22 protein-coding genes are annotated in these 20,283 nt (G+C 66.5%); 12 read left to right on the top strand and 10 right to left on the bottom strand.

Going from position 1 to position 20,283, the window contains the following annotated elements:
• Positions 1-79 precede the first annotated feature (79 nt).
• The 3 genes from D2V04_RS16860 to D2V04_RS16850 all read left to right on the top strand — a co-directional run bounded on the left by D2V04_RS16860 (position 80) and on the right by D2V04_RS16850 (position 3,677).
• Positions 80-1,621 (top strand): fumarate hydratase, encoded by a 1,542-nt coding sequence (locus D2V04_RS16860; RefSeq protein ID WP_119514849.1) that lies wholly within the window; start codon positions 80-82, stop codon positions 1,619-1,621.
• An 84-nt stretch (positions 1,622-1,705) separates the two neighbouring features.
• A complete protein-coding gene (locus D2V04_RS16855) occupies positions 1,706-2,944 on the top strand; it encodes a sensor histidine kinase (protein WP_119514848.1) in 1,239 nt (412 codons plus the stop codon).
• Positions 2,937-3,677, top strand: a complete 741-nt coding sequence (locus tag D2V04_RS16850; protein WP_119514847.1) for a LytR/AlgR family response regulator transcription factor — start codon at positions 2,937-2,939, stop codon at positions 3,675-3,677. The genes D2V04_RS16855 and D2V04_RS16850 overlap by 8 nt, the downstream gene beginning before the upstream one ends.
• A 74-nt stretch (positions 3,678-3,751) precedes the next feature.
• Here the strand turns inward: D2V04_RS16850 and D2V04_RS16845 are convergent, their stop codons facing one another.
• On the bottom strand, positions 3,752-4,048 hold the full coding sequence (locus D2V04_RS16845; RefSeq protein WP_182849802.1) for a UrcA family protein: 297 nt from the start codon (positions 4,046-4,048) through the stop codon (positions 3,752-3,754).
• A 209-nt stretch (positions 4,049-4,257) separates the two neighbouring features.
• On the opposite strand from D2V04_RS16845, the gene D2V04_RS16840 reads away from it, so the two are divergent.
• From D2V04_RS16840 to D2V04_RS16830, 3 genes are read left to right on the top strand one after another with little or no spacing between them, the layout of a single operon-like run.
• A complete protein-coding gene (locus D2V04_RS16840; protein WP_119514845.1) occupies positions 4,258-4,524 on the top strand; it encodes a hypothetical protein in 267 nt (88 codons plus the stop codon).
• 38 nt (positions 4,525-4,562) lie between these two features.
• Positions 4,563-5,417: a diacylglycerol kinase family protein gene (locus tag D2V04_RS16835; protein WP_119514844.1), complete on the top strand. Its 855-nt coding sequence runs from the start codon at positions 4,563-4,565 to the stop codon at positions 5,415-5,417.
• Positions 5,407-6,267 (top strand): metallophosphoesterase family protein, encoded by an 861-nt coding sequence (locus tag D2V04_RS16830; protein WP_119514843.1) that lies wholly within the window; start codon positions 5,407-5,409, stop codon positions 6,265-6,267. The genes D2V04_RS16835 and D2V04_RS16830 overlap by 11 nt, the downstream gene beginning before the upstream one ends.
• Before the next feature lie 15 nt (positions 6,268-6,282).
• On the opposite strand, the gene D2V04_RS16825 is transcribed toward D2V04_RS16830, so the two are convergent.
• From D2V04_RS16825 to D2V04_RS16795, 7 genes are all read right to left on the bottom strand, one after another.
• Positions 6,283-7,311, bottom strand: a complete 1,029-nt coding sequence (locus D2V04_RS16825; protein ID WP_119514842.1) for a phytase — start codon at positions 7,309-7,311, stop codon at positions 6,283-6,285.
• Entirely contained in the window at positions 7,311-10,139 is a 2,829-nt protein-coding gene (locus D2V04_RS16820) for a TonB-dependent receptor (RefSeq protein ID WP_119514841.1), read from the bottom strand. Before D2V04_RS16820 ends, D2V04_RS16825 begins: the two co-directional genes overlap by 1 nt.
• A 217-nt stretch (positions 10,140-10,356) precedes the next feature.
• Positions 10,357-10,872 (bottom strand): 30S ribosomal protein S9, encoded by a 516-nt coding sequence (gene rpsI, locus D2V04_RS16815; RefSeq protein WP_119514840.1) that lies wholly within the window; start codon positions 10,870-10,872, stop codon positions 10,357-10,359.
• The gene (gene rplM / locus D2V04_RS16810; RefSeq protein WP_119514839.1) at positions 10,872-11,351 is read right to left on the bottom strand and encodes a 50S ribosomal protein L13; all 480 of its coding nucleotides are present in this window, start codon (positions 11,349-11,351) and stop codon (positions 10,872-10,874) included. The genes rpsI and rplM overlap by 1 nt, the downstream gene beginning before the upstream one ends.
• A 133-nt stretch (positions 11,352-11,484) precedes the next feature.
• Entirely contained in the window at positions 11,485-12,213 is a 729-nt protein-coding gene (locus tag D2V04_RS16805) for a hypothetical protein (RefSeq protein WP_119514838.1), read from the bottom strand.
• Positions 12,210-12,530, bottom strand: a complete 321-nt coding sequence (gene cutA / locus D2V04_RS16800; protein WP_119514837.1) for a divalent-cation tolerance protein CutA — start codon at positions 12,528-12,530, stop codon at positions 12,210-12,212. The genes D2V04_RS16805 and cutA overlap by 4 nt, the downstream gene beginning before the upstream one ends.
• Positions 12,527-13,588 carry a COX15/CtaA family protein gene (locus tag D2V04_RS16795; RefSeq protein ID WP_182849801.1) on the bottom strand — a complete coding sequence of 354 codons (1,062 nt, stop codon included), beginning with the start codon at positions 13,586-13,588 and terminating at the stop codon, positions 12,527-12,529. Before D2V04_RS16795 ends, cutA begins: the two co-directional genes overlap by 4 nt.
• 95 nt (positions 13,589-13,683) lie before the next feature.
• On the opposite strand from D2V04_RS16795, the gene D2V04_RS16790 reads away from it, so the two are divergent.
• From D2V04_RS16790 to D2V04_RS16780, 3 genes are all read left to right on the top strand, one after another.
• Positions 13,684-14,055, top strand: coding sequence for a MerC domain-containing protein (locus D2V04_RS16790; RefSeq protein ID WP_119514835.1), 372 nt, complete (start codon positions 13,684-13,686; stop codon positions 14,053-14,055).
• Between the two features lie 17 nt (positions 14,056-14,072).
• Positions 14,073-15,065 (top strand): sulfur carrier protein ThiS, encoded by a 993-nt coding sequence (thiS, locus tag D2V04_RS16785; RefSeq protein WP_119514834.1) that lies wholly within the window; start codon positions 14,073-14,075, stop codon positions 15,063-15,065.
• 74 nt (positions 15,066-15,139) lie between these two features.
• Positions 15,140-15,667: a hypothetical protein gene (locus D2V04_RS16780; RefSeq protein ID WP_119514937.1), complete on the top strand. Its 528-nt coding sequence runs from the start codon at positions 15,140-15,142 to the stop codon at positions 15,665-15,667.
• 9 nt (positions 15,668-15,676) lie between these two features.
• On the opposite strand, the gene map is transcribed toward D2V04_RS16780, so the two are convergent.
• Positions 15,677-16,465 (bottom strand): type I methionyl aminopeptidase, encoded by a 789-nt coding sequence (gene map, locus D2V04_RS16775; protein WP_119514833.1) that lies wholly within the window; start codon positions 16,463-16,465, stop codon positions 15,677-15,679.
• The gene (locus D2V04_RS16770) at positions 16,449-16,673 is read right to left on the bottom strand and encodes a ParD-like family protein (protein WP_119514832.1); all 225 of its coding nucleotides are present in this window, start codon (positions 16,671-16,673) and stop codon (positions 16,449-16,451) included. Before D2V04_RS16770 ends, map begins: the two co-directional genes overlap by 17 nt.
• Before the next feature lie 113 nt (positions 16,674-16,786).
• On the opposite strand from D2V04_RS16770, the gene D2V04_RS16765 reads away from it, so the two are divergent.
• The 3 genes from D2V04_RS16765 to D2V04_RS16755 all read left to right on the top strand — a co-directional run bounded on the left by D2V04_RS16765 (position 16,787) and on the right by D2V04_RS16755 (position 20,229).
• Positions 16,787-17,524, top strand: a complete 738-nt coding sequence (locus tag D2V04_RS16765) for a sterol desaturase family protein (RefSeq protein ID WP_119514831.1) — start codon at positions 16,787-16,789, stop codon at positions 17,522-17,524.
• 64 nt (positions 17,525-17,588) lie between these two features.
• Positions 17,589-19,076 (top strand): PAS domain-containing protein, encoded by a 1,488-nt coding sequence (locus D2V04_RS16760; RefSeq protein ID WP_119514830.1) that lies wholly within the window; start codon positions 17,589-17,591, stop codon positions 19,074-19,076.
• Between the two features lie 52 nt (positions 19,077-19,128).
• Positions 19,129-20,229: a phosphatase domain-containing protein gene (locus tag D2V04_RS16755; protein ID WP_119514829.1), complete on the top strand. Its 1,101-nt coding sequence runs from the start codon at positions 19,129-19,131 to the stop codon at positions 20,227-20,229.
• The last annotated feature ends 54 nt before the right edge of the window (positions 20,230-20,283 follow it).

Below are 20,283 nucleotides of genomic sequence, written 5' to 3'. Positions count from 1 at the left end.
CGCCCGGCCAAGCGCTTTGACGCTAGGCACCGCCCGCGCCTATGGGATTCGCCAATCGATAGGAAGGAACCTGGCTTCGATGAGCGACTTTGATGGGCGGCCCCTCGTAACGATCCGCGAGGGGGACCTGATCGAGAGCGTGGCGGACGCGCTCCAGTACATCTCCTACTACCATCCGATGGACTATATCCGGGCGCTCGGCGCTGCTTACGAAGCGGAGCAGGGACCGGCGGCGAAGGACGCAATTGCGCAGATCCTGACCAACAGCCGCATGTGCGCCGAGGGGCACCGGCCGATCTGTCAAGATACGGGGATCGTCAACGTCTTCATCAAATGGGGCCAGGATTGCCGTCTCGATTCGGCCAGGAGCCTGCAGGACGTCGTCGACGAGGGGGTGCGGCGGGCCTACACCCATCCCGACAACAAGCTGCGCGCCTCGATCCTTGCCGATCCGGCGTTCACCCGCCGCAACACGCGCGACAACACGCCCTGCGTGCTCTCGGTCGAGATGGTGCCGGGCGACAAGGTCGAGATCGACGTTGCGGCCAAGGGCGGCGGGAGCGAGAACAAGTCGAAGTTCAAGATGATGAATCCGAGCGACAACATCGTCGCCTGGGTGCTCGAGCAGATACCTTCGATGGGCGCCGGCTGGTGCCCGCCGGGCATGCTCGGGATCGGCATCGGCGGAACGGCCGAGCACTGCGTCAAGCTCGCCAAGCAGAGCCTGATGGAGCCGATCGACATGGCGCAGCTCAAGGCGCGCGGGCCGCAGAGCGATATCGAGCGGCTGCGGATCGAGATCTACGATGCGGTCAACGCGCAAGGCGTCGGCGCGCAGGGGCTCGGCGGGCTGTCGACGGTGCTCGATGTCAAGATCTACGATGCGCCGTGTCACGCGGCGGGCAAGCCGGTGGCGATGATCCCGAACTGCGCGGCGACGCGCCACGCGCATTTCGTGCTCGACGGCTCCGGGCCGACGTATCTCGAGCCGCCGAAGCTCGACGAATGGCCGGACGTTCACTGGAAGCCCGACGCGGCCGCCCGGCGTGTGAATCTCGACACACTGACCAAGGAAGAAGTCGAGAGCTGGCAGCACGGCGACCGGCTGCTGCTGTCCGGAAAGATGCTCACGGGGCGCGATGCGGCGCACAAGCGCATCCAGGACATGCTGGCGAAGGGCGAGGAGCTCCCGGTCGATTTCCGCGGTCGCGCGATCTACTACGTTGGCCCGGTCGATCCGGTCCTCGGCGAAGTCGTGGGTCCGGCAGGTCCGACCACCGCGACGCGGATGGACAAGTTCACCGAGATGATGCTCGACCTCGGCCTCCTGGCGATGATCGGCAAGGCCGAGCGCGGGCACGATGCCGTCCAGGTGATCAGCCGCTTCAAGGTCGCCTACCTGATGGCGACAGGCGGCGCGGCCTATCTCGTCGCGCGGGCGATCAAGGAAGCGAAGGTCGTCGCGTTCGAGGATCTCGGCATGGAGGCGATCTACGAGTTCACCGTGGAGGACATGCCGGTGACGGTCGCGGTCGATGCGCAGGGCAACAACGTCCATACGCTCGCGCCCGCGCAGTGGAAGGAGCGGATCGCACGCGAAGGACTGCTCGAGGGCGCGTGACGGCTGTTCGACGAAGCGCACAAGCGTTCCGACGACCGCGCTGGCCGGACGGGACCGATCGCGGCTAGAGCGAAAGCCCGGATCATGGCTCGACAGATATCCTCCGAAGACCGCACCCGAGTGCCCGTCGTCACCGTCCTCGCCTCCATGGCCGGGCTGTGGCTGTGCTATTTCCTGCTAACCACCGTGCGCGCTAGCGTCGTTGGCTTCGAGCCTCAGGGGGAGATGCTCTGGCGCCGCGGCGTGGTCACATTGGTCGGCATTGGCATGACGGTGCTGCTATGGGCCATTCTGCGCCTGTTCGACGATCGCGCCTTATGGGTGAAGATCCTCGCCGCGGTGCTGGTCGCGATCCCGATCTCGATCCCGATCGCGCAGACCAACCAGTGGATCTTCGCCGACATTCAACGTCAGGTGGAGAAGAACTTCGGCGAAGAGCGTGGGATAAATATCCGCCGCGACGAGGCAGGAAACCTGCTCGTCGACATCCCGCCCGAACGGTTTCACGACCTGACCGGGCTGGGTGTGAGCGACGAGGTGGCCGCAGGAACGCCTACCACCGTCATGATCGCTCCCGCTCCGTCGAAGGTCGACCAGTGGCTGCAGGTCGTCGACATCGCACTGGGCCGCTATTTCCTCCTGCTCGCCTGGGCGTCGCTCTATTTCGCGATGCTTGCCGGTGCGCAGGCGCGGGCGGCGGAGCGGCGGGAGGAGCGCTTCCGCAGCGCCGCCAAGGCGGCCGAACTTCGCTCGCTGCGTTACCAAGTCAATCCGCACTTCCTGTTCAACACGCTGAACTCGCTGTCCGCCCTGGTCATGACCGGCAAGGCCGAACGGGCCGAGACGATGATCCAGACGATCTCGACGTTCTACCGCCACAGTCTCGCCGACGATCCGACCGGCGACGTTGCGCTGACCGACGAATTCGAGCTCCAGCGCCAGTATCTCGCGATCGAAGCGGTCCGCTTCCCCGATCGGCTCTCGGCCGTGTTCGACCTGCCCGATGATCTCGCCGAAGCGCGCGTGCCGGGCATGATCCTGCAGCCGCTGGTCGAGAACTCGGTCAAGTATGCCGTCGCCCCGCACAAGGCGCCTGTGACGATCCGCATCGCCGCGCGCGAGGACTACGGCCGGCTGGCGATCACCGTCGAGGACAACGGACCCGGCGCCTCCCACGCCTGCGACTCCGGTTTCGGCATCGGTCTCGCCAATGTCCGCGACCGCCTGCAGGCCCGCTTCGGCAACGAGGCGACGGTCACTTCCGGCCCGGTCGACGGCGGTTATCTCACCGAAATCCGCATCCCGCTGGTGAATCATGGCTGACGACAACGAAACCGAACCGCTGCGCACTCTGATCGTCGATGACGAGCCGCTCGCCGTCGAACGCATGCAGGTCATCTGCGCCAAGCTGCCGCAACTGGCCGTGGTCGGCACGGCCAGCGACGGGGCGGCCGCGCTGCGGCTGATCGAGGCGCTGACGCCCGACCTGGTGCTGCTCGACATGACGATGCCCGAGGTCGACGGGCTCGCGGTCGCACGCAAGCTGGCGGAGCGGGATTCGCGGCCTGCGGTGATCTTCGTCACCGCGCACGATCATTTCGCGGTCGAGGCGTTTGATCTCGATGCGGTCGACTACGTCCTCAAGCCCGTCGCGCACGACCGGCTGGCGCGGGCCATCGAGCGTGCGGTTTCGCGCGGCGCGCGCCCGACGCGCGGTGAAAGCCGCTGGCTGAAGGAGCTGTGGGTGCCGCATCGTTCCGAACTGCTGCGGGTCGACGTCGATCAGGTTCACCGGATCGATGCGGAGCGCGATTATGTGCGGCTCCACCTCGGTGATCGCAGCTATCTGCTGCTGCAGACCATTGCGGGGCTGGAAGAGCGGCTCGATCCGGCTGCGTTCATTCGCATTCACCGGTCCACGATCCTGCGCAAGGACCGTATCCGTGGCCTACGCCACGATGGGCTGGGGGTGTGGTCGGCCGAGCTCGAAGGCGGCGACGCCCTGCGGATCGGGCGGACCTATCTGCCGAAGGTCAAGGCGATGGCGGGCCGCTAGCCGCAGCCCGGACGCAAGTCGGCCCGAACCGGGGGACTGAACCGGTTCGGGCCGAGCAGCGGCTGTGGAGTGTTTCAGCCGCCTAGCCGGTGCCGGTCGATGATGGCGGCGAATTGCTTCTGCGCCTGCTTCTTCGTCTCCGCGTAGCATTGCCGGGCTTCGCCTGAGACGATGCGCGTGCCGGTGCTCGTCTGGTTCATTCCGCAGAAGTCGCGGACTGCGCTCTCGATGCGGAGGTCGAGCGTCTTCTGCCCTTCGGCCGAGGCGAGGTTCAGATCCTTGTAGGGAATGGACAGGCTTTCCGCGACAGCCGGGGTGGCAGCCGCGCCGAGAACGGCGGCGGCGGTCAGAGTGGCAAGGTGGCGTTTCATGGTTCGTGTCCTCCATCTTGCGAGGGGCCCGTCGGGGGTAGAAGGCCCTCTCGCAAGATCGATGGATACGCCTGCCTGCGGGCGTTCGCGCGCGTTCATCGACTGCGTGTCGCCGCCCGTCGACCGGCGATGCGCCCTCCCGACCGATGCACCGAACCGCCCGACGAACCGCGTTTGGCAAGCGACCGGCGCTGGTGCATGGTACGGCGATGGCCGTGATCCTCATCTTCGTTCTCGGGATCGGAAATTTCGCCTTGCACAAGGCGGTACTCGAAAGCGGCCATCCACTCCTCGGGCGGATGCCGTGGTTCGTGCACATGCTCGGCGGGCGTATCACGCTGGTGACCGAATTCCTCGTGCTGCTCGCGGCAATGCTGCTGGTTGCCAACGGCTGGTCGGCGCTGGCCTGGGCCTATCTGCTCTACACCGTGCTCAACATGGCGTCGGCCTGGCTGATCCTGAGCGGCCGGGTCTGAGCGCCGGAACCCATGGCCGCTTCCGGCGCTATCGGGGCATGAAGGAAGCGCGCCCGATCTGGTTGATCGCCAATCCTGCCAGTGGCAGCAACAGCCCGGCCGCCGTGGAGGCGTTGGAGACATGCTGCGGCGACAACGGCTTTGCACTCGAACGGCGCATCGCCTTTCCGGAAGAGCCGCTGCCCGACGCGGCGGCGCTCGATGCAGCGGGCGTCGACATACTGGCGGTCTACGCCGGTGACGGAACGGTCAACGCTGCGGTGACGGGTCTTTACGGTTGGAGCGGCGCGATCCTGGTGTTGCCCGGCGGAACCATGAACCTGCTCGCGAAGCGGCTCCACGGAGAATCCCCGACGGAGGAGATTGTGGCCCGCGCGGGTGCTGGTGCGGCCCGGCGGGTGCGACCCATGGTCGCGCGCACGGCCCGCGGCGATGCGCTGGCGGGCCTTCTCGCCGGCCCCGGTACCGCCTGGTACGCCGTTCGCGAGGCGCTGCGCGACGTCGACATTGCCGCAGCCGCGGGCAGTGCGGGCGAGGCATTCGCGGAAACCACCGGTGGATCAATGCTGCGCTGCGTCGATCCCGGACTCGGGCAGAACGACGGCTATCCGCTGATCGAGATCACCCCCGGCCAGTGGGGCCTGCAGATCGATGCCTACCATGCCGAGAACACGGGTGAGTTCCTCCAGCAGGGCTGGGCGCTGCTGCGCCGCCAGTTCCGCGAGGGGCCGCACGATCGGCTGGGGCTGATCGACCGCCTTCGGGTGGCCGACCGCGACGGTGAGCCGATCGGTCTCCTGATCGACGGCGAACATGCGCAGGGGCAAGCTCAGGAGGAATTCACCGTGGCCGCGTGCGAGGTCGATCTGCTAGCGACCGAGAATGGCTGCTGACACGACGCTTCTGTTCCACTTGAGCGACATTCACTTCGGGCTCGAGGACAACCGCGCGCTCGACTGGGTGAAGCAGGAGATCGCCGAGCAGAGCCCGGACGCTGTGGCGATCACCGGCGACCTGACGATGCGCGCCCGAACGCGCGAGTTCGATGCCGCCTGCCACTGGATCCAGTCGCTCGACGTGCCGGTGACGGTGGAAGTCGGCAACCACGACCTGCCCTATTTCAATCTCGTCGAGCGGTTCTTCCAGCCCTATCGGCGCATTCGCGGGATCGAGGATCGGATCGAGCGCGAGATCGACCTGCCGGGGCTCGCCATCGTGCCGCTCAAGACGGCGGTGCGCGCGCAGCCGCGCTTCAACTGGTCGAAAGGCTGGGTCAGCCGCCGGGCGCTTCGGAAATGCCTGGCCGCGATCGATGCCCTGCCCGAGGGCGTGCAGGCGCTCGTCGCCTGCCACCATCCGCTGCGCGAGGTCGGCACGGCCGGTACGGCGCTGACCCACGGCGGGAGCAATGCGCTCGCCGAGCTCGCCCGCCGCCCCGTGCTTGCAGTGCTGAGCGGGCATGTCCACGACGCGTTCGATATCGTCGAGAATACGCCGAACGGACCGGTGCGCATGATCGGCGCGGGGACACTGTCGAAGCGAACCCGCTCGACCCCGCCCAGCTTCAACGAATTGACCTGGGACGGCGCCGCCGTGCACGTGCGCGTGCGCAATCTGGAGGACGTGCGCACGCGCGACATGCAGATCGACGATGTGCCCGAGGATGCGCGGCCCCCGCGCGAACCCGGCGAGCCGGTGGCGCCCGTACGGCAGATCCCGCGCACCGATCCGCCGGTGCACTGAACCCGCCGCGCGCGTTCAGCGTTCGCCGAGCGCCTCGAGCACGCTGTCCCAGCGGACGAGTTTGAAGTTCTGCGCCGCGGGTTCGTTCATACCGTCCTGGGCGATGAAAAGCCCTGCGGGAAATTCCGGTCCGAAATCGCCCAGCTCAAGATCGATGCCGTCGGTCTCCTCCGCGCTGCCCACCGCACCGGCAGTGATGCGGAAGCGGCCGACCGGCTCCATGCCGGGGAGACGGAACACGGCGTAGGCGTTGTCGCCCTGGCTCGAGGCGACCAGCAGTCCGCCGCTCTCGCCCTCGGGCGCGATGGCGAGGCCCTCGACATCGGCGACGAGCATGGCGTTGTCGACCGCGGCCACGAGCTCTCCCGGCGTTCCATCCATGCTGAAGCGCCAGATTCCCGCCATTTCCTCGCCGACGTAGAGCGTGCCCTCGCGCGGATCGACCACGCACCCTTCGGGTTGTGTTGCGAGCTTGTGCCGGAAGACCGTCTCGACCACCGGCTCCCCGCCGTTCCAGCGCAGGGCCTGCCCATGGAGCGAACCGTCCTTGACCGGCGAGTAGAGCATGACGTCGGCGCCGCCGCGGCCCGGCCCCATGCAGAAGCCGTAACCCTCGCCGGGGCCGACATCAATTGTGGCCGCACGGCGCAGCTTTCCGCTGTCCGGATCGAGTGTGAACAGCGCCACTTTCGCCGTCGCCGGATTAGTCCGCTCGCTCGCACCGACGAGCACCGTGCCATCGGAAAGCTCGACGAGATCGACGTTGTTGAGCAGCCCCCCAGACAGGAAATCGCGCACTTCGCCGTCGAGGCCGTAGACGTAAAGACCCGCCTTCTTGTCGGTGGCGACGATCAGACTCGCCGCAGGATTTTCCGCATTGCGCCAGATCGCCGGATCGTCGGCTGCATCTTCGTTTGCGGTCCCGACGGGCCGGGTTTCGGCCGAGGCGGCGACCTCGACGGCCGGATCGCCCATGATCGGCGCGGTTGCGCAGCCGGCGGCGAGCAGTGCTGCCAGCGGTACAAGCTTCGAAACCTGCCGCATCAGAAGTTCACCCGCGCACCGAATTTCATCGTCCAGCCATATTCCTCGTACTGGTAGAGATTCCGGCGCCCGCCGTAGGTGTTGTAGGCGAAGTACTTGGCGTTGTTGATGTTCACCCATTCGTAGAACAGCTGAACGTTGTCGCTGACACGGTACTTGGCGCTCAGATCGAGCTGGAAGTGGTCGTCGACCAGCCGGTCTTCCTCGGCCACGTCGCCGAGCTCGTCGAGGTAGGAGTCGCGATAGGTGCCTGCGAGGCGCAGGCTGATCGGGCCTTTCTCGTAGCCGAGCGCAAGGTTGGCCGTATGCTTCGACGTTGCCGGCAGCGTGATCTCGCGCAGGTCCGTGGGATCGCCGTCGTTCGGCACCATTCCGGTCGCGTCGGTATAAGTGTAGTTCGCCTGCATCAGCAGCCCGTCGAAGGGTGACGGCAGCATATCGAGCTTCTGCGCGATCGAGAACTCTGCGCCGAATACCTCGGCGCTCTCGCCATTGATCGGGATTTCCGCTTCGTCGAACACAATACCCTGGTAGATGCCGTCCTCGCGAACCGTATCGACGATGAAGTTCTTGATGTCCTTGTAGAACACCGCCGCCGTGATCGCGCCGTTGCCGGAGAAGTACCATTCGGCCGAGGCGTCGAGGTTCCACGCTTCATAGGGCAGCAGATCGGGGTTGCCGAATTCGCCCTCGCGTTCGCCATCGTCGCTCTCCTCGACAGTGAAACTCGGGGCGAGCTTGGAGAGCTTGGGGCGAACCAGGCTGCGATAGCCCGCCGCGCGCAGCACGACATCGGATCGAGGCTCATAGCGAATGGTGAGGCTCGGCAGCCAGTGGCCGTAGTCGCGCTCATAGGCGACCGGGGAAACGATCACCGTGTCCTCTTCCGCCTCTTCCCCATCGGGAAGTTCGCCGCCCTCCTCGACCAGCAGAACGCTGTTGCCCGTGATATCGTTCTTCGTATGCTCGTAACGGACGCCGCCGATCACGCGCAGCGTCGCGCTGTCCCAGCGGCCCAGCAGGTAGCCGGCCATGACGTCTTCGGTGACCGAGTAGTCCTCGACATTGGAATCGAACGCGGTCTTGGCTTCGTTGAGGGCGAAGTCGTCCCTGTTGCCGAAGAAGATGTCGCGCGCGCCGCCGTAGTTAGGCACCGGCGAGATATCCGCGAGGCCATAGTTCTGTTCGCCGAGCACGTCGGCAAGGGTGAGATCTTCGTTCTCCCAGTACTCGGCCTCGAGATTGTAGCTCTTGTCACGCCAACGGCCCTTGGCGCCGGCCTGAACCGTGAAGCTCCCCGAGCCCATGGCAAACTCACGCCCGATATCGAGCTTGCCGGCGAATTCCTCGTCCACCGAATCAGACAGTGCGGTGACGGTAATGTCGTCGAGCGAGTACTTCTGCGGGTTATAGAAATCGTCCGTTGGTCCGCTGACCGTATAGAGCGGGATGCGTGGATCGGAGAAGTCGAAGGTGGTGACCAGACCCGTGTCCTCGAAGCTCTGCTCGAAGTTGGCCGGATCGACCGAGCCGTTCTCGCGTTCGGAGCTCTTGGCCCAACTGGCGGAGTAGCTTGCTTTCCAGGTTCCCGTATCGGTTTCGCCGCCGAGGACGACCGACCGGATCTTCTGCGTTTCGAAGCGGTCCTTGATCGAGCGCTGGAGCTGGATTTCGCCGTCCTCGTCGGAAAAGTCGACGCTGGCGCCGCTCCCCGAAGTCTCGCCGGCATCCTCCAGCTTGAAGCTGGTCTCGCGCCGGTATTCCTGGTCGTCGAACTGGCTGTAGATCCCGCGCAGATAGAGCGCGGTCGTATCGCTCAGGCGGACATCGAAATTGAGGTTGGCGCTGATGCGTTCGCGCTCGACGTTGTAGTCGCGATAGTTGACCTCCTCGGGGAAGATCAGGCCGTCGTCATCATCCCAGCCGTCGGCTTCGACATTGTCCGTCTCGAACTTGCGCTTGTAGTACGATGCGCCGCCCGAGATGCCGAAGTTGTCGCTCAGCTTGGTGGCGAAATCGACGCTGCCCTTGGGCGAGACATGATCGGCGTAGTCGTTGTAGCTGCCCTCGATCTTGGCGGTGAGCAGGTCCTTGCGGCGGTCGAAGGCGCTGGTGGTCTCGATCTCGATCGAAGCGCCGATGGTGTCCGCGTCCATGTCGGGCGTCAGCGATTTCTTGATCTCGATCGATTCGATGATGTCGCTCGATATCACGTCGAGCGCGACCGAGCGGACGTCCGATTCCGGGGCGGGCAGGCGCACGCCGTTGAGCGAGGTCGCGTTGAGCTCGGGATCGAGCCCGCGGACCGACACGAAGCGGCCCTCGCCCTGGTCGTTGAGCACATTGACCCCGGGCAGACGGCGCAGCGATTCGGCGACGTTCTGGTCGGGAAACTGGCCGATCGCGTCACGCGTCAGCACGTCGCTCACGCCGTCGTTTCCGCGCTTGCGGGAAAGTGCGCTTGCGAGATTGGCGCTCTGGCCGACGACCAGGATCTCGCGCGCGTCGTCACCGCCGATCAGCACGTCGGTGCGGACATAGCCGTCCGCCGGAACGTTCACGCTCTGGCGCACGCTCGGCGCGCCGACATAGTTGACTTCGAGCGTGTATTCGCCCGCCGGGACGTCGGAGAAGAGGAAGCTGCCGTCGCGCTCGGTTGTCGCGACGCGATCGAGCTCTACCAGCCGTACTTGCGCGGCCTGCAGGGCGATCGTCTTGCTCGCATCATAGACGCTGCCGACGAGGTCGCCGGCGAATGCGGGGTTGGCGATCGTGGCCGCCAGCACTGCGCTGGCGGATGAAAGCAGATAACGTTTGCGGCTTAACATTCCCGTTGCCCTCCTGAACCTTGTTGGAGGGGCCGCTAGGGGCAGGGCATTACACGCGTGTGGCGGTTGCGTGACAGAATGATGATTGCCGGGGACATGCAACGGCGCCCGTCATCCACAATGCGGTGTGAGGTCGCCGGAAGGAGCCGGCTGGTCGGCACGAAAAAGGGCGGCCCCTTGCGGGACCGCCCTTCCGTTTGTCCGGTGTGCGGAAGCCTTAGCGCTTCGAGAACTGGAAGCTGCGGCGGGCCTTGGCGCGGCCGTACTTCTTGCGTTCGACCACGCGGCTGTCGCGGGTGAGGAAGCCCGCGGCCTTGACCGTGGCGCGCAGCGCGGGCTCGTACTTGGCGAGCGCCTGCGAGATGCCGTGCTTCACCGCGCCGGCCTGGCCCGAAAGCCCACCGCCCTTGACGGTGGCGACGACATCGAACTGCTCCGCGCGATCGGTGATCGCGAAGGGCTGGTTGATGATCAGGCGCAGCGTCGGCCGTGCGAAGTAGGTTTCCTGGTCGCGGCCGTTGATGGTGATCTTGCCCTTGCCCGGCTTGATCCACACACGGGCGACCGCGTCCTTGCGGCGTCCGGTGGCATAGGCGCGGCCTTGCTGGTCGAGCTCCTGCTCGCGCAGCGGGGCGGTGCTCTCGGCGATCGTCACCGCGTCGCTCTCGGGGGCGTCGCCAGCGATGTTCTTGAGGTCCGACAGATCGGACACAGTGTTCTTGTCGTCAGCCATCAGGCGGTAACCTTGTTCTTGCGGTTCATGGAGGCGACGTCGAGCGCTTCGGGCTGCTGCCCGTCGTGCGGGTGCTCGGTGCCGGCATAGAGGTGCAGCGCCTTCATCTGCTGACGGCCGAGCGGGCCGCGCGGAATCATGCGTTCGACCGCCTTTTCGAGCACGCGCTCGGGGAAGCGGCCTTCGAGCACCTTGGCCGGGGTCGTTTCCTTGATCCCGCCGGCATAGCCGGTGTGCTTGTAGTACTTCTTGTCGCCCAGCTTGTTGCCGGTGAACCGCACCTTGTCGGCATTGATCACGATCACGTGATCGCCGCAGTCGACGTGGGGGGTATAGCTCGGCTTGTGCTTGCCGCGCAGGATGCTGGCGACGATCGTCGCGAGGCGGCCGACGACCAGACCCTCGGCATCGATCAGGTGCCACTTCTTCTCGACCTCGGCCGGCTTGATCGACCGGGTGCTCTTGTGGAGCGCCTTCATGGCTTCAATTCCTTCGAAATGTCTCTCACCGCGAATCCGCATGAGAGCGGGCGCGGGAGCGGCGCATTTGTCGTTCGACTGCCCGAAAGTCAAGTAAATCCGGGGCTCTGGGAGGAGGTAAAATAATACCGCGCTACTGCAGCGGTTCCAGTCGCCACGTTTCCTGCGACGCGCGCGTGCTGCCGTTCACGGTCGTTTCGATCCGCCGCACCGCCGTGGCCAGGCGGTGCCGGTCGGACGCGAGAACGCCGTCGAAGCTGACGTCGATCGTGCCCGATCCGCTGCCGGGCAGGGGCAGCATCCGCTCGTCACGGCGCGGCACGGCGACCGGATAGAACAGGTCTTCCGGCCATCGGCTGGTCATCTCGGCGCCGGCCTGCTGCACCGCACGGACATACCGCATCGCTTCGGCCTGGCGATCCGGCGGCGCGCCTTCGAGATACTTCTTCGCTGCCTCCTCGAGCCCGGGGATGGGCGCAGCGTCCGCCCCGCCTTCGCCGACGATCAGCCCGGCCTTGTCCAGCGCGATCGGAAACGGGCCCGCATGAGGATTCTTCCGCTCGACCTCGGCCAGTGCCGCAAGACGCGGAGGTACGTCGACCTCGACCGCGATCTGCTCGCCCTCCACCGTATATCCGTCCGCATGCGCGACAAAGCGCACGCGCCAAGTGCGCGCGACCGTAATTTTGGCGCCATCTCCGAGCTCGCGCTCGAGCACCCGCGTGAGCTGCATCGGCTCGCTGGGCGCCGCGAATCTCGCCGCTTCGGCGACCTCGGCGCAGACAGGGACTCCGCTGGCCGCCATCCCGATCGCGAGCGCCAGCGCGGCCAAGGCGCTTCGGCAGCCGAGAAGCATCGTCATGTGCCTGGTCCGGCCAAAGCCGCAAGCCAGGCCTGCGTCGCTTCGCCCGCCGCGTCGCAGCGCCAGCCGAGCACGGCCGGCTCGTCGTAGGGGTGCGCCTGTTCGAGCCGGGCGACGGCTTGCTCCAGCAGGCGCGCGTCGGTCTTCAGCAGGAGCCCGAACTCGCGGGCCTCGTCGACTTTGCCTTGCCAGCAGAAGACCGATTGCATCGGCCCAACGACGTTTCCGCAGCCGGCGAGCTTCTCTTCTACCAGAGTGCGGGCAAGCGATTTGGCCGTTTCCTCGTCCGGGCAGGGGCACCAGACGAGCGCGCTCACGGCCGCCGTCCCAGAACGTGCGCACCCCAGGTCAAGGCAATCACCAGAAGGGCGCCGACGAGCTGGTGCGCGGTCGCTACCCACAGCGAGACGCCGGTCCACACTGTCATGATGCCGAGGATGATCTGCGTGCCGAATGCCGCGTGGATCGCGATCGCCGCGCGCCGCTCGAGTGGGCGGACCTTGCGCGCAAGCACGATCAGCGCCGCCACGGCCACCCAGGCCCACCAACGATGGAGGAAGTGGATCAGGAATGGGTCGTGGGTCATCGCCCAGAACAGACCTTGGGAGCTGTCGAACTCCGGCACCAGCCGGCCCTGCATCAGCGGCCAGGTATCGGATGCGAGCCCGGCGTTGAGTCCGGCGACCCATGCGCCGAGCAGGAGCTGGACGAACAGGATCAGCGCAGCGACGAGCGCCACTCCGCCGAGCCGGGCCGGGCGCGCGCCGGGGATCTGCGCGAGCCGGCGAAGATCGAAGGCTGTCCATGCGAGGCCGGCGAGAGTGAACAGCGCGGTGAGCAGATGAATCGACAGCCAGAAATGGCTGACGTCGGTCACCTCGCTCGACAGGCCCGATCGCACCATGAACCAGCCGAATACCCCCTGCAGGCCGCCGAGCGCGAGCAGCGCGAGCAGCCGCGGCTTGTATCCGCTGGGGATCGCACCGCGAATCCAGTACCAGGCGAGCGGAACGGCGAAGGCGAGTCCGATCAAGCGGCCGAGCAGACGGTGCGTCCATTCCCAGAAGTAGATGAACTTGTAATCCGCCAGCGTCATTCCGGCGGGGCCGGTGATCTGCTGGTACTCACCGATCTGCCGATAGCCTTCGAACTCGGCCTGCCACTGCGCGTCGGTCAGCGGCGGGATCGCACCCGTCACCGGCTTCCATTCTGTAATCGACAGACCCGATTCGGTCAGACGGGTGATGCCCCCGACCACGATCATCGCCACGACCATCCAGGCGACGACCCACAGCCAGCGGGCGAGAGCGGCGGGGCGGGCTGTGGCGGGCGTCAGCACGGCTGTGCCCCCGCCGAAGTTCGTCCTGGAGACCATGGAGCCGCCTGATGCGTCTGCGTTCCGCAAATCGCAAGGCCTTTGCCGATTTGCGCTTGCGCTATGATACATTGTCACATACATGGACCTCACCAATGAGTAATCCGCTCTCCTCGATTCGCATGCGGCTCGACCGTGCAGGCGTCGTTCTTTCCGGGCTGTGCCTGCTGCATTGCCTGGCTTCGATCGTTATCGTCTCGGCGCTCGGGATCGGCGGCGAGTTCCTGCTTGCGCCGGCCTTTCACCGCGTGGGATTGGCGATAGCGCTCGTGATCGCCGCGGTCGCGATCGGTTGGGGCGCACTGACGCACCGCCGCGCCGCGCCATTCGTGACGGCGATGACCGGCCTCAGCTTCATGGGTGGCGCGCTGGCCATGCCGCACGGCGGGGGCGAGGTGGTGCTGACGGTGATCGGCGTCTCGCTCGTGTCGATCGGACACTTCCTCAACTTGCGCCACGCGCATTGAGCGCTATCTCGCGGGGCATGGCAGCCCCCCTTACCCTGACCGTCAACGGCGAGACCCGCCGTTCTTCCGCTCCGACCATCGCCGCGCTGGTGCGCGAGCTCGACCTCACGCCCGAGAAAGTGGCGGTGGAACGGAACGGCGAGATCGTCCCGCGCTCGACGCTTGCGGACACGGCATTGGCTGACGGCGACGTGCTCGAAATCGTGCACTTCGTCGGCGGCGGCGACCATGCGGCGGGTAGCGACGACACCTGGACGGTCGCCGGGCGCACGTTCCGCTCGCGGCTGATCGTCGGCACCGGCAAGTACAAGGACTTCGCGCAGAACGCCGCTGCGCTCGAAGCGTCGGGCGCGGAGATCGTCACCGTCGCGGTCCGCCGCGTGAACGTCAGCGACCCCAAAGCGCCGATGCTGACCGACTTCATCGATCCGAAGAAAGTTACCTACCTGCCCAACACCGCGGGCTGCTTCACCGCCGAGGAAGCGATCCGCACCCTGCGCCTGGCGCGCGAGGCCGGGGGCTGGGATCTGGTCAAACTGGAAGTGCTGGGCGAGGCACGCACGCTCTACCCCGACATGCGCGAGACGCTGCGCGCGACCGAGACGCTGGCGAGCGAAGGATTCCTGCCGATGGTCTACTGCGTCGACGATCCGATCGCGGCCAAGCAGCTTGAGGATGCGGGGGCCGTCGCGGTCATGCCCCTAGGCGCGCCGATCGGCTCGGGCCTCGGCATCCAGAACCGCGTGACGATCCGCCTGATCGTGGAGGGCGCGAGCGTGCCGGTGCTGGTCGACGCTGGAGTGGGTACGGCGAGCGATGCCGCGGTCGCGATGGAACTCGGCTGCGACGGCGTGCTGATGAACACCGCCATTGCCGAGGCGAAGGACCCGATTCGTATGGCCCGGGCCATGAAGCTGGCGGTCGAAGCGGGACGCGGCGCCTACCTCTCGGGACGCATGGCGATCCGCAAGTATGCCGACCCGTCGAGCCCCCTCGCGGGGCTGATCTGAATCCCGCTCGGCAGCGGCTAACGCGAATTTAACCATCTCCGGCGATGGTCGGCCCTGCAACAGGGAACCCGCCCATGGCCAAGACCGGTACCGCATCGCTGACGATCGCCGAGATGCGCGAGTTCGCGAGTTTCACGGCCGCCGAGCAGCGCTATATCCGGCGCAGCCTCGATATCGGGCTCGGCCGGCGGGACGCCTTCAAGCTCTGGGCGCGCGATGCCGGGGAGAACGCTGCGATCCGTAGCCAGTACGTCGCCTATCAGGATCTCAAGGCGCTGCGGGCGTCGATCCCGGCCGGCACGGCGCGTGACGGAATCGAAGGTTTCATTGGCAAGCTCGTGCGGGTGGCGGCTTTCGATCTCGCGCAGGAGCGGATCGAGAGCTTCTCCGCCTTCCGCTTCCTCTACGAGCGGTTGCTCGGTGCCGAGGCACGGCCGTGGCTGCCGAGCGCCTTCTGCGCCGCGAGCGCTCTGCCGCAGATCGAACCCGGGCGCCGCAAGGTCCTGCTCCAGTCGCTGAGCGAGGCCGCCGCGACCGCGCCCGGCTGGTCGGACCGCGCCCCGAGCTTCTACCCCGAATATATCGCCCGCGAAGTGGCCTGAGCCGGCGCCTCAGGCAACGAGCGTCATCTTCTCGATCATGCTGCGTTCGTCAGGGCGCAGGGTCAGCACCGAGACACCCGACGCCGTCACTGCGACCGTGTGTTCGAACTGCGCCGACAGCGAGCCGTCCCGGGTCACCACGGTCCACCCGTCCTTCTCTGTCCGCACGCCTCGGCGCCCGCGGTTGAGCATCGGCTCGATCGTGAAGACCATGCCTTCGCGCAGGACCAACCCGGTTCCCGGCTTGCCGAAGTGCAGGATCTGCGGCTCCTCGTGCATCTCGCGGCCAATGCCATGGCCGCAATACTCGCGCACGACCGAATAGCCGTGGCGCTTGGCATGCCGCTCGATCGCGAAGCCGATGTCGCCGAGCCGCGCGCCGGGTCTGACGGCCCGGATTCCCATCCACATGGCTTCGTAGGTGGTCCGGACCAGCCGCGTCGCTGCGGGCTCGACCTCGCCAATGAGGTAGGTCTTGCTTGAATCCGCGATATAACCGTTCTTCTCGAGCGTGATGTCGAGATTGACGATATCGCCGTCCCGCAGCACCTCCTCGGCCGACGGGACTCCGTGACAGACCACCTGGTTCACCGAGGAATTCAGCACGAAGCCGTACCCGTACTGGCCCTTGCTTGCGGGCCGCGCATCGAGATCGTCGACGATGAAGCGCTCGACCATTTCGTCTATCTCGAGAGTCGACATGCCGACGAGCGGCATCCGGTCCAGCATTTCGAACACCGATGCGAGAAGCCGGCCGGATTCGGCCAGCAGCGCCAGCTCCTCAGGCCGCTTCGTCATGCCGTGCCTCGGCCAGGGGCCGCGCCGAGACGCCTGCGGAGCTGCGCTCGCGCTCGATGATCTCCATGAAGCTAAGCGCCGGATTGGTTTCGCACAGCATGCCGATCTTGATCCAGTAGGCCGCCTGCGCGTTGATCGAGCGGAACGACACCTTGCTCGCCCGCCGCACCTGTTCGTGCAGTTCGTCCTCGATGCTGACGATACCCATGCGGGTTCTCCATATGATTCGTATATAGATCGTATAGAAATCATAGCGAATGGCAGCAAGGCACTACCTGCGCTCTGTCACGCCGCATCCCGTTGCGGCATAATATCAGCGCTATGACGCTCGCCGTTATCCTCTCCGCACTGGCGATGACCGCGATCGTGGCCTTGCGATACCTCGCGGCGAGCGGGCTGTTCGCGCTCGCGACCGCGCGCGTGCGACCAGGGCTCTATGTCCGCCTCGGTCCGCAGATCCGGCGCGAGATCGGCTGGTCGCTGCTTTCCGCCGCTATCTACGGCATTCCTGCGGGGGTAGTCGCCTGGGGCTGGCAGGCGCGCGGTTGGACGCTGATTTACACCGAGTGGAGCATCTATCCGCTCTGGTATCTGCCGCTGTCGCTGGTCCTTTATCTTTTCGCGCACGACACCTGGTTCTACTGGACGCATCGGTGGATGCACCGGCCGCGACTGTTCCGCATCGCCCACGCCGTCCACCATTCCAGCCGCCCGCCCACGGCCTGGGCGGCGATGAGCTTCCATCCGATCGAAGCGCTGACCGGCGCGGTGGTGATCCCCGCGCTGGTGTTCCTGATCCCGATCCACGTCGCCGTGCTAGGGCTGGTGCTGGCGATCATGACCGTGATGGGTGTGACCAATCACATGGGATGGGAGATGTTTCCCCGCGCCCTCCTCCGATCGCGGCTCGGCGGCTGGCTGATCACTGCCAGCCACCACCAGCGCCATCACGAGAACTACGCGTGCAATTACGGCCTCTACTTCCGCGTCTGGGATCGACTGTGCGAGACCGACCGCGGCCTGTCCGACGCACTCGCGCCTCCAGCCGGCGCGACTTAACCGTAACTTTACCACGTCGCGCCAGAACGGTCCCCGGATAAGCATCGGGGGCTTCGACGAGGCGATGGATACACTGCGCGGCACTTTCGATTCGCCGGACTACGGCGAAGGCGATCGCGATCCCGGCGATATCGGGGACGAAGGCACGCACGAGCCGCCGCCCGCCATGATCGGGAGCGACGAGCGCCGCATGCAAGTGCGCGCCTACAACCACTGGGCGGGCTTGCTGGCGGACCGCAACTTCCCCTCGATCGAGGACCTGAGTCCTGCCGCGCTGCCCGATTTCGGCCCCTACAGCGTCCTGCTCGACTTCACCGCCGGGATCGAGAACCCGGCCGTGCAATATCTCGGCGCGGAACTTGCGGCCGAATGCGGCGCCGACGGCGAGATCGGCGCGCTTACCGACGTGCCTGCGCGCTCTTTGCTGAGCCGCATCACCGACCACTACATGCAGATCCTCGCCAATCAGGCGCCGATCGGCTTCGAAGCCGAGTTCGTGAACCAGCGCGGGGCGACGATCCTCTACCGCGGCATTCTCCTGCCGTTCTCGAGCGACGACGACACGATCGACTTCATCTACGGCGTGATCAACTGGAAGGAGATCGCCGACCAGCACACCACCGACGAGCTCATGCTGGAGATCGATCAGGCGCTCGATACGGACGAGTCCGCGGACGAGGGGCCGCGCGATCCCGACCCGGTGACCGACTGGGCGGATGGCCCGGTCGAGGGTATCGCGACGCTGCGCGCACCTGCCGCTGCCGATGCTCCCGCCAGTGATTATCCCGCGCCCGCCTTCGGTGAGATCGAGCGCGACGATGCCGGCGAGGGGCAAGGTACCTGGCGCATGGCCGCGATGATCGCGCGCCAGTCGGCGCCGAAAAAGCCCTATGCAATTCCGCTCGCGTCCGATGACGAACCGCTCCCGGCGCCGCATGGCGACGATCCTGCCGAAGAGGGGCTCGTCGCCAGTCTCGCGGCGGCGCGTGCCTGCGTTCAGGCGGCGCTGAGCTGCGAAGACCGCAGCCGGGGCGCTCTCTACGACGCGGTCGGGCGGGCCTACGATTTCAGCCTCGCGGCCGAAGCCGCGCCAGGCGAGTTCGAGGCGCTCGTGGCGCAGAACGGTCTGAAGGTGCAGGAACGTGCGCCGATGACGCCGGTCGTCAAGCTCGTCTTCGGCGCCGATTACGACAAGACGCGCCTCACCGAATATGCCGCGGTTCTCGGTCATGCTCATCGGCTCGGTCTCGCGCGCGGGACGCTTGCCGGCTTCCTCGGAGCGGCCGAGGGTGGCCTCAAGGGCGTGGTCAAGGCCGAGCGCAAGCTGCGCCGCGAGGAAAGCGGCAAGACGGACCGCACAGACACGCCGCGCACCCGCCTCGCCAGCAAGCTGCGCGCGATCGAGCCGCGCGGCTTCGAGGCGATTGCGCCGGACGGCGCCGAGTTCGGCCTCGTCGTGATCCGCCGGGTGGATGGCGACGTCGCGGTGATCGGCGAAGTCTCCGACGATCCGGCCCTGATCGAGCGGGTGGGGCGCAAGCTGGTCGCCTGATAGCCGCGCGGACTATCTTCGACCGCCTGCGAGCGCTACCCCTTCGCAGGCCATGGATTTCTTCTCCGGCCAGCCCGTTCGCTTGCAGCCTTACTTCGGCTACCGGAGCGCCGATCGCCTGGTGATCGCGGCGCGGGCGCTGCGGTCCGGCAAGCCGGGTTTCGAGAATGGCGGACGGCTCCAGGCCATGCGCACGATGCTTGCGCAGTTCGCCTCGCGCGAGGCGGCCGGGTTCGAGGTGCGGCTCGAACTGAAGTCGCCCGAGGGCGAAACCTTCGACCATTTTGCGACTACGGACCAGGAAGGCTTCGTCCGTTTCGAGATCGAACTCGGCGAAGGCTGGCCGCTGCCGCGCGACCCGGCGTGGGAGATCGCGTGCCTGCATTGGCTGAACCGTGAGGGGCCGCAATGCGTCGAAGGGCACGTGCTCGTGCCGGGCAGCGCGACGCTCCTGGCGGTGATCTCCGACATCGACGACACGATCGTCGAGACGGGGATTACCGGCGGTTTCCGGCAATTGATGCGCAACTGGCGCCGCGTGCTGGCCGAACTGCCGGACGAGCGGATCGCGGTGCCCGGGGTGGACGCATTCTACGGCGCGCTCGGCGGCGGGGCGGTGCTACCCGGCAAGGGCGGCGCGGGTGACGCTATCCCGGCCACACACCGGCCATTCTTCTACGTCTCGTCGAGCCCGTGGAACCTGTTCTCGTACCTCGTCGTCTTCCTGCGGGGCCGCAAGCTCCCGCTCGGGCCGCTGCTGCTGCGCGACTGGGGGTTCGACCGCGCGACGCTGGGCAGCGCGAGCCACGGCGAGCACAAGCGCGCGGCGATCGACACGGTCATGGCAATGTACCCCGACATCCGCTTCGCGCTGATCGGCGACGACACGCAGGGCGACCTGCCCGCCTATGCCGACGTGGTGAACAACAACCTCGGCCGGATCGCCGCAGTGTTCATCCGCACCGCGACGGACGAGCCGCTCTCGCCCGAGGAACTCGCCGGCAAGGCGGCGATCGAGGCGGCGGGCGTTCCGTTGTGGCTGGGCGAGAGCTACGCCATCGGCCAGGAATTTCTGCGCGCGGCCGGGCTCAGGCCGCAGGGTGATGCGGCACGGATCGTGGAAACGGTCGAGCAGGCGCACGTAACCTCCTGAGCGGCGCACGCGCGATCTTCATTGGCGGTTCAGCCGCCGAGCCGCTAGCAAGGG

Source organism: Pelagerythrobacter aerophilus (genome assembly GCF_003581645.1).
In the GTDB taxonomy this organism is placed as follows: Bacteria; Pseudomonadota; Alphaproteobacteria; order Sphingomonadales; family Sphingomonadaceae; genus Pelagerythrobacter; species Pelagerythrobacter aerophilus.
The sequence above is the reverse complement of the archived record's forward strand: the minus strand, read 5'-3'. Positions and strand labels throughout refer to the sequence as shown.

What these genes read in the sequence shown, in the direction of transcription:
- rpsI (WP_119514840.1), bottom strand. Translation starts at nt 10,872, where the DNA reads ATGGCTGACGACAAGAACACTGTGTCCGATCTGTCGGACCTCAAGAAC.
- D2V04_RS16755 (WP_119514829.1), top strand. Translation starts at nt 19,129, where the DNA reads ATGGATTTCTTCTCCGGCCAGCCCGTTCGCTTGCAGCCTTACTTCGGC.
- D2V04_RS16765 (WP_119514831.1), top strand. Translation starts at nt 16,787, where the DNA reads ATGACGCTCGCCGTTATCCTCTCCGCACTGGCGATGACCGCGATCGTG.
- rplM (WP_119514839.1), bottom strand. Translation starts at nt 11,351, where the DNA reads ATGAAGGCGCTCCACAAGAGCACCCGGTCGATCAAGCCGGCCGAGGTC.
- D2V04_RS16780 (WP_119514937.1), top strand. Translation starts at nt 15,140, where the DNA reads ATGGCCAAGACCGGTACCGCATCGCTGACGATCGCCGAGATGCGCGAG.
- D2V04_RS16845 (WP_182849802.1), bottom strand. Translation starts at nt 4,048, where the DNA reads ATGAAACGCCACCTTGCCACTCTGACCGCCGCCGCCGTTCTCGGCGCG.
- D2V04_RS16805 (WP_119514838.1), bottom strand. Translation starts at nt 12,213, where the DNA reads ATGACGATGCTTCTCGGCTGCCGAAGCGCCTTGGCCGCGCTGGCGCTC.
- D2V04_RS16850 (WP_119514847.1), top strand. Translation starts at nt 2,937, where the DNA reads ATGGCTGACGACAACGAAACCGAACCGCTGCGCACTCTGATCGTCGAT.
- D2V04_RS16830 (WP_119514843.1), top strand. Translation starts at nt 5,407, where the DNA reads ATGGCTGCTGACACGACGCTTCTGTTCCACTTGAGCGACATTCACTTC.
- thiS (WP_119514834.1), top strand. Translation starts at nt 14,073, where the DNA reads ATGGCAGCCCCCCTTACCCTGACCGTCAACGGCGAGACCCGCCGTTCT.
- D2V04_RS16835 (WP_119514844.1), top strand. Translation starts at nt 4,563, where the DNA reads ATGAAGGAAGCGCGCCCGATCTGGTTGATCGCCAATCCTGCCAGTGGC.
- D2V04_RS16795 (WP_182849801.1), bottom strand. Translation starts at nt 13,588, where the DNA reads ATGGTCTCCAGGACGAACTTCGGCGGGGGCACAGCCGTGCTGACGCCC.
- D2V04_RS16760 (WP_119514830.1), top strand. Translation starts at nt 17,589, where the DNA reads ATGGATACACTGCGCGGCACTTTCGATTCGCCGGACTACGGCGAAGGC.
- D2V04_RS16860 (WP_119514849.1), top strand. Translation starts at nt 80, where the DNA reads ATGAGCGACTTTGATGGGCGGCCCCTCGTAACGATCCGCGAGGGGGAC.
- D2V04_RS16825 (WP_119514842.1), bottom strand. Translation starts at nt 7,311, where the DNA reads ATGCGGCAGGTTTCGAAGCTTGTACCGCTGGCAGCACTGCTCGCCGCC.
- D2V04_RS16790 (WP_119514835.1), top strand. Translation starts at nt 13,684, where the DNA reads ATGAGTAATCCGCTCTCCTCGATTCGCATGCGGCTCGACCGTGCAGGC.
- D2V04_RS16855 (WP_119514848.1), top strand. Translation starts at nt 1,706, where the DNA reads ATGGCTCGACAGATATCCTCCGAAGACCGCACCCGAGTGCCCGTCGTC.
- D2V04_RS16840 (WP_119514845.1), top strand. Translation starts at nt 4,258, where the DNA reads ATGGCCGTGATCCTCATCTTCGTTCTCGGGATCGGAAATTTCGCCTTG.
- D2V04_RS16820 (WP_119514841.1), bottom strand. Translation starts at nt 10,139, where the DNA reads ATGTTAAGCCGCAAACGTTATCTGCTTTCATCCGCCAGCGCAGTGCTG.
- D2V04_RS16770 (WP_119514832.1), bottom strand. Translation starts at nt 16,673, where the DNA reads ATGGGTATCGTCAGCATCGAGGACGAACTGCACGAACAGGTGCGGCGG.
- map (WP_119514833.1), bottom strand. Translation starts at nt 16,465, where the DNA reads ATGACGAAGCGGCCTGAGGAGCTGGCGCTGCTGGCCGAATCCGGCCGG.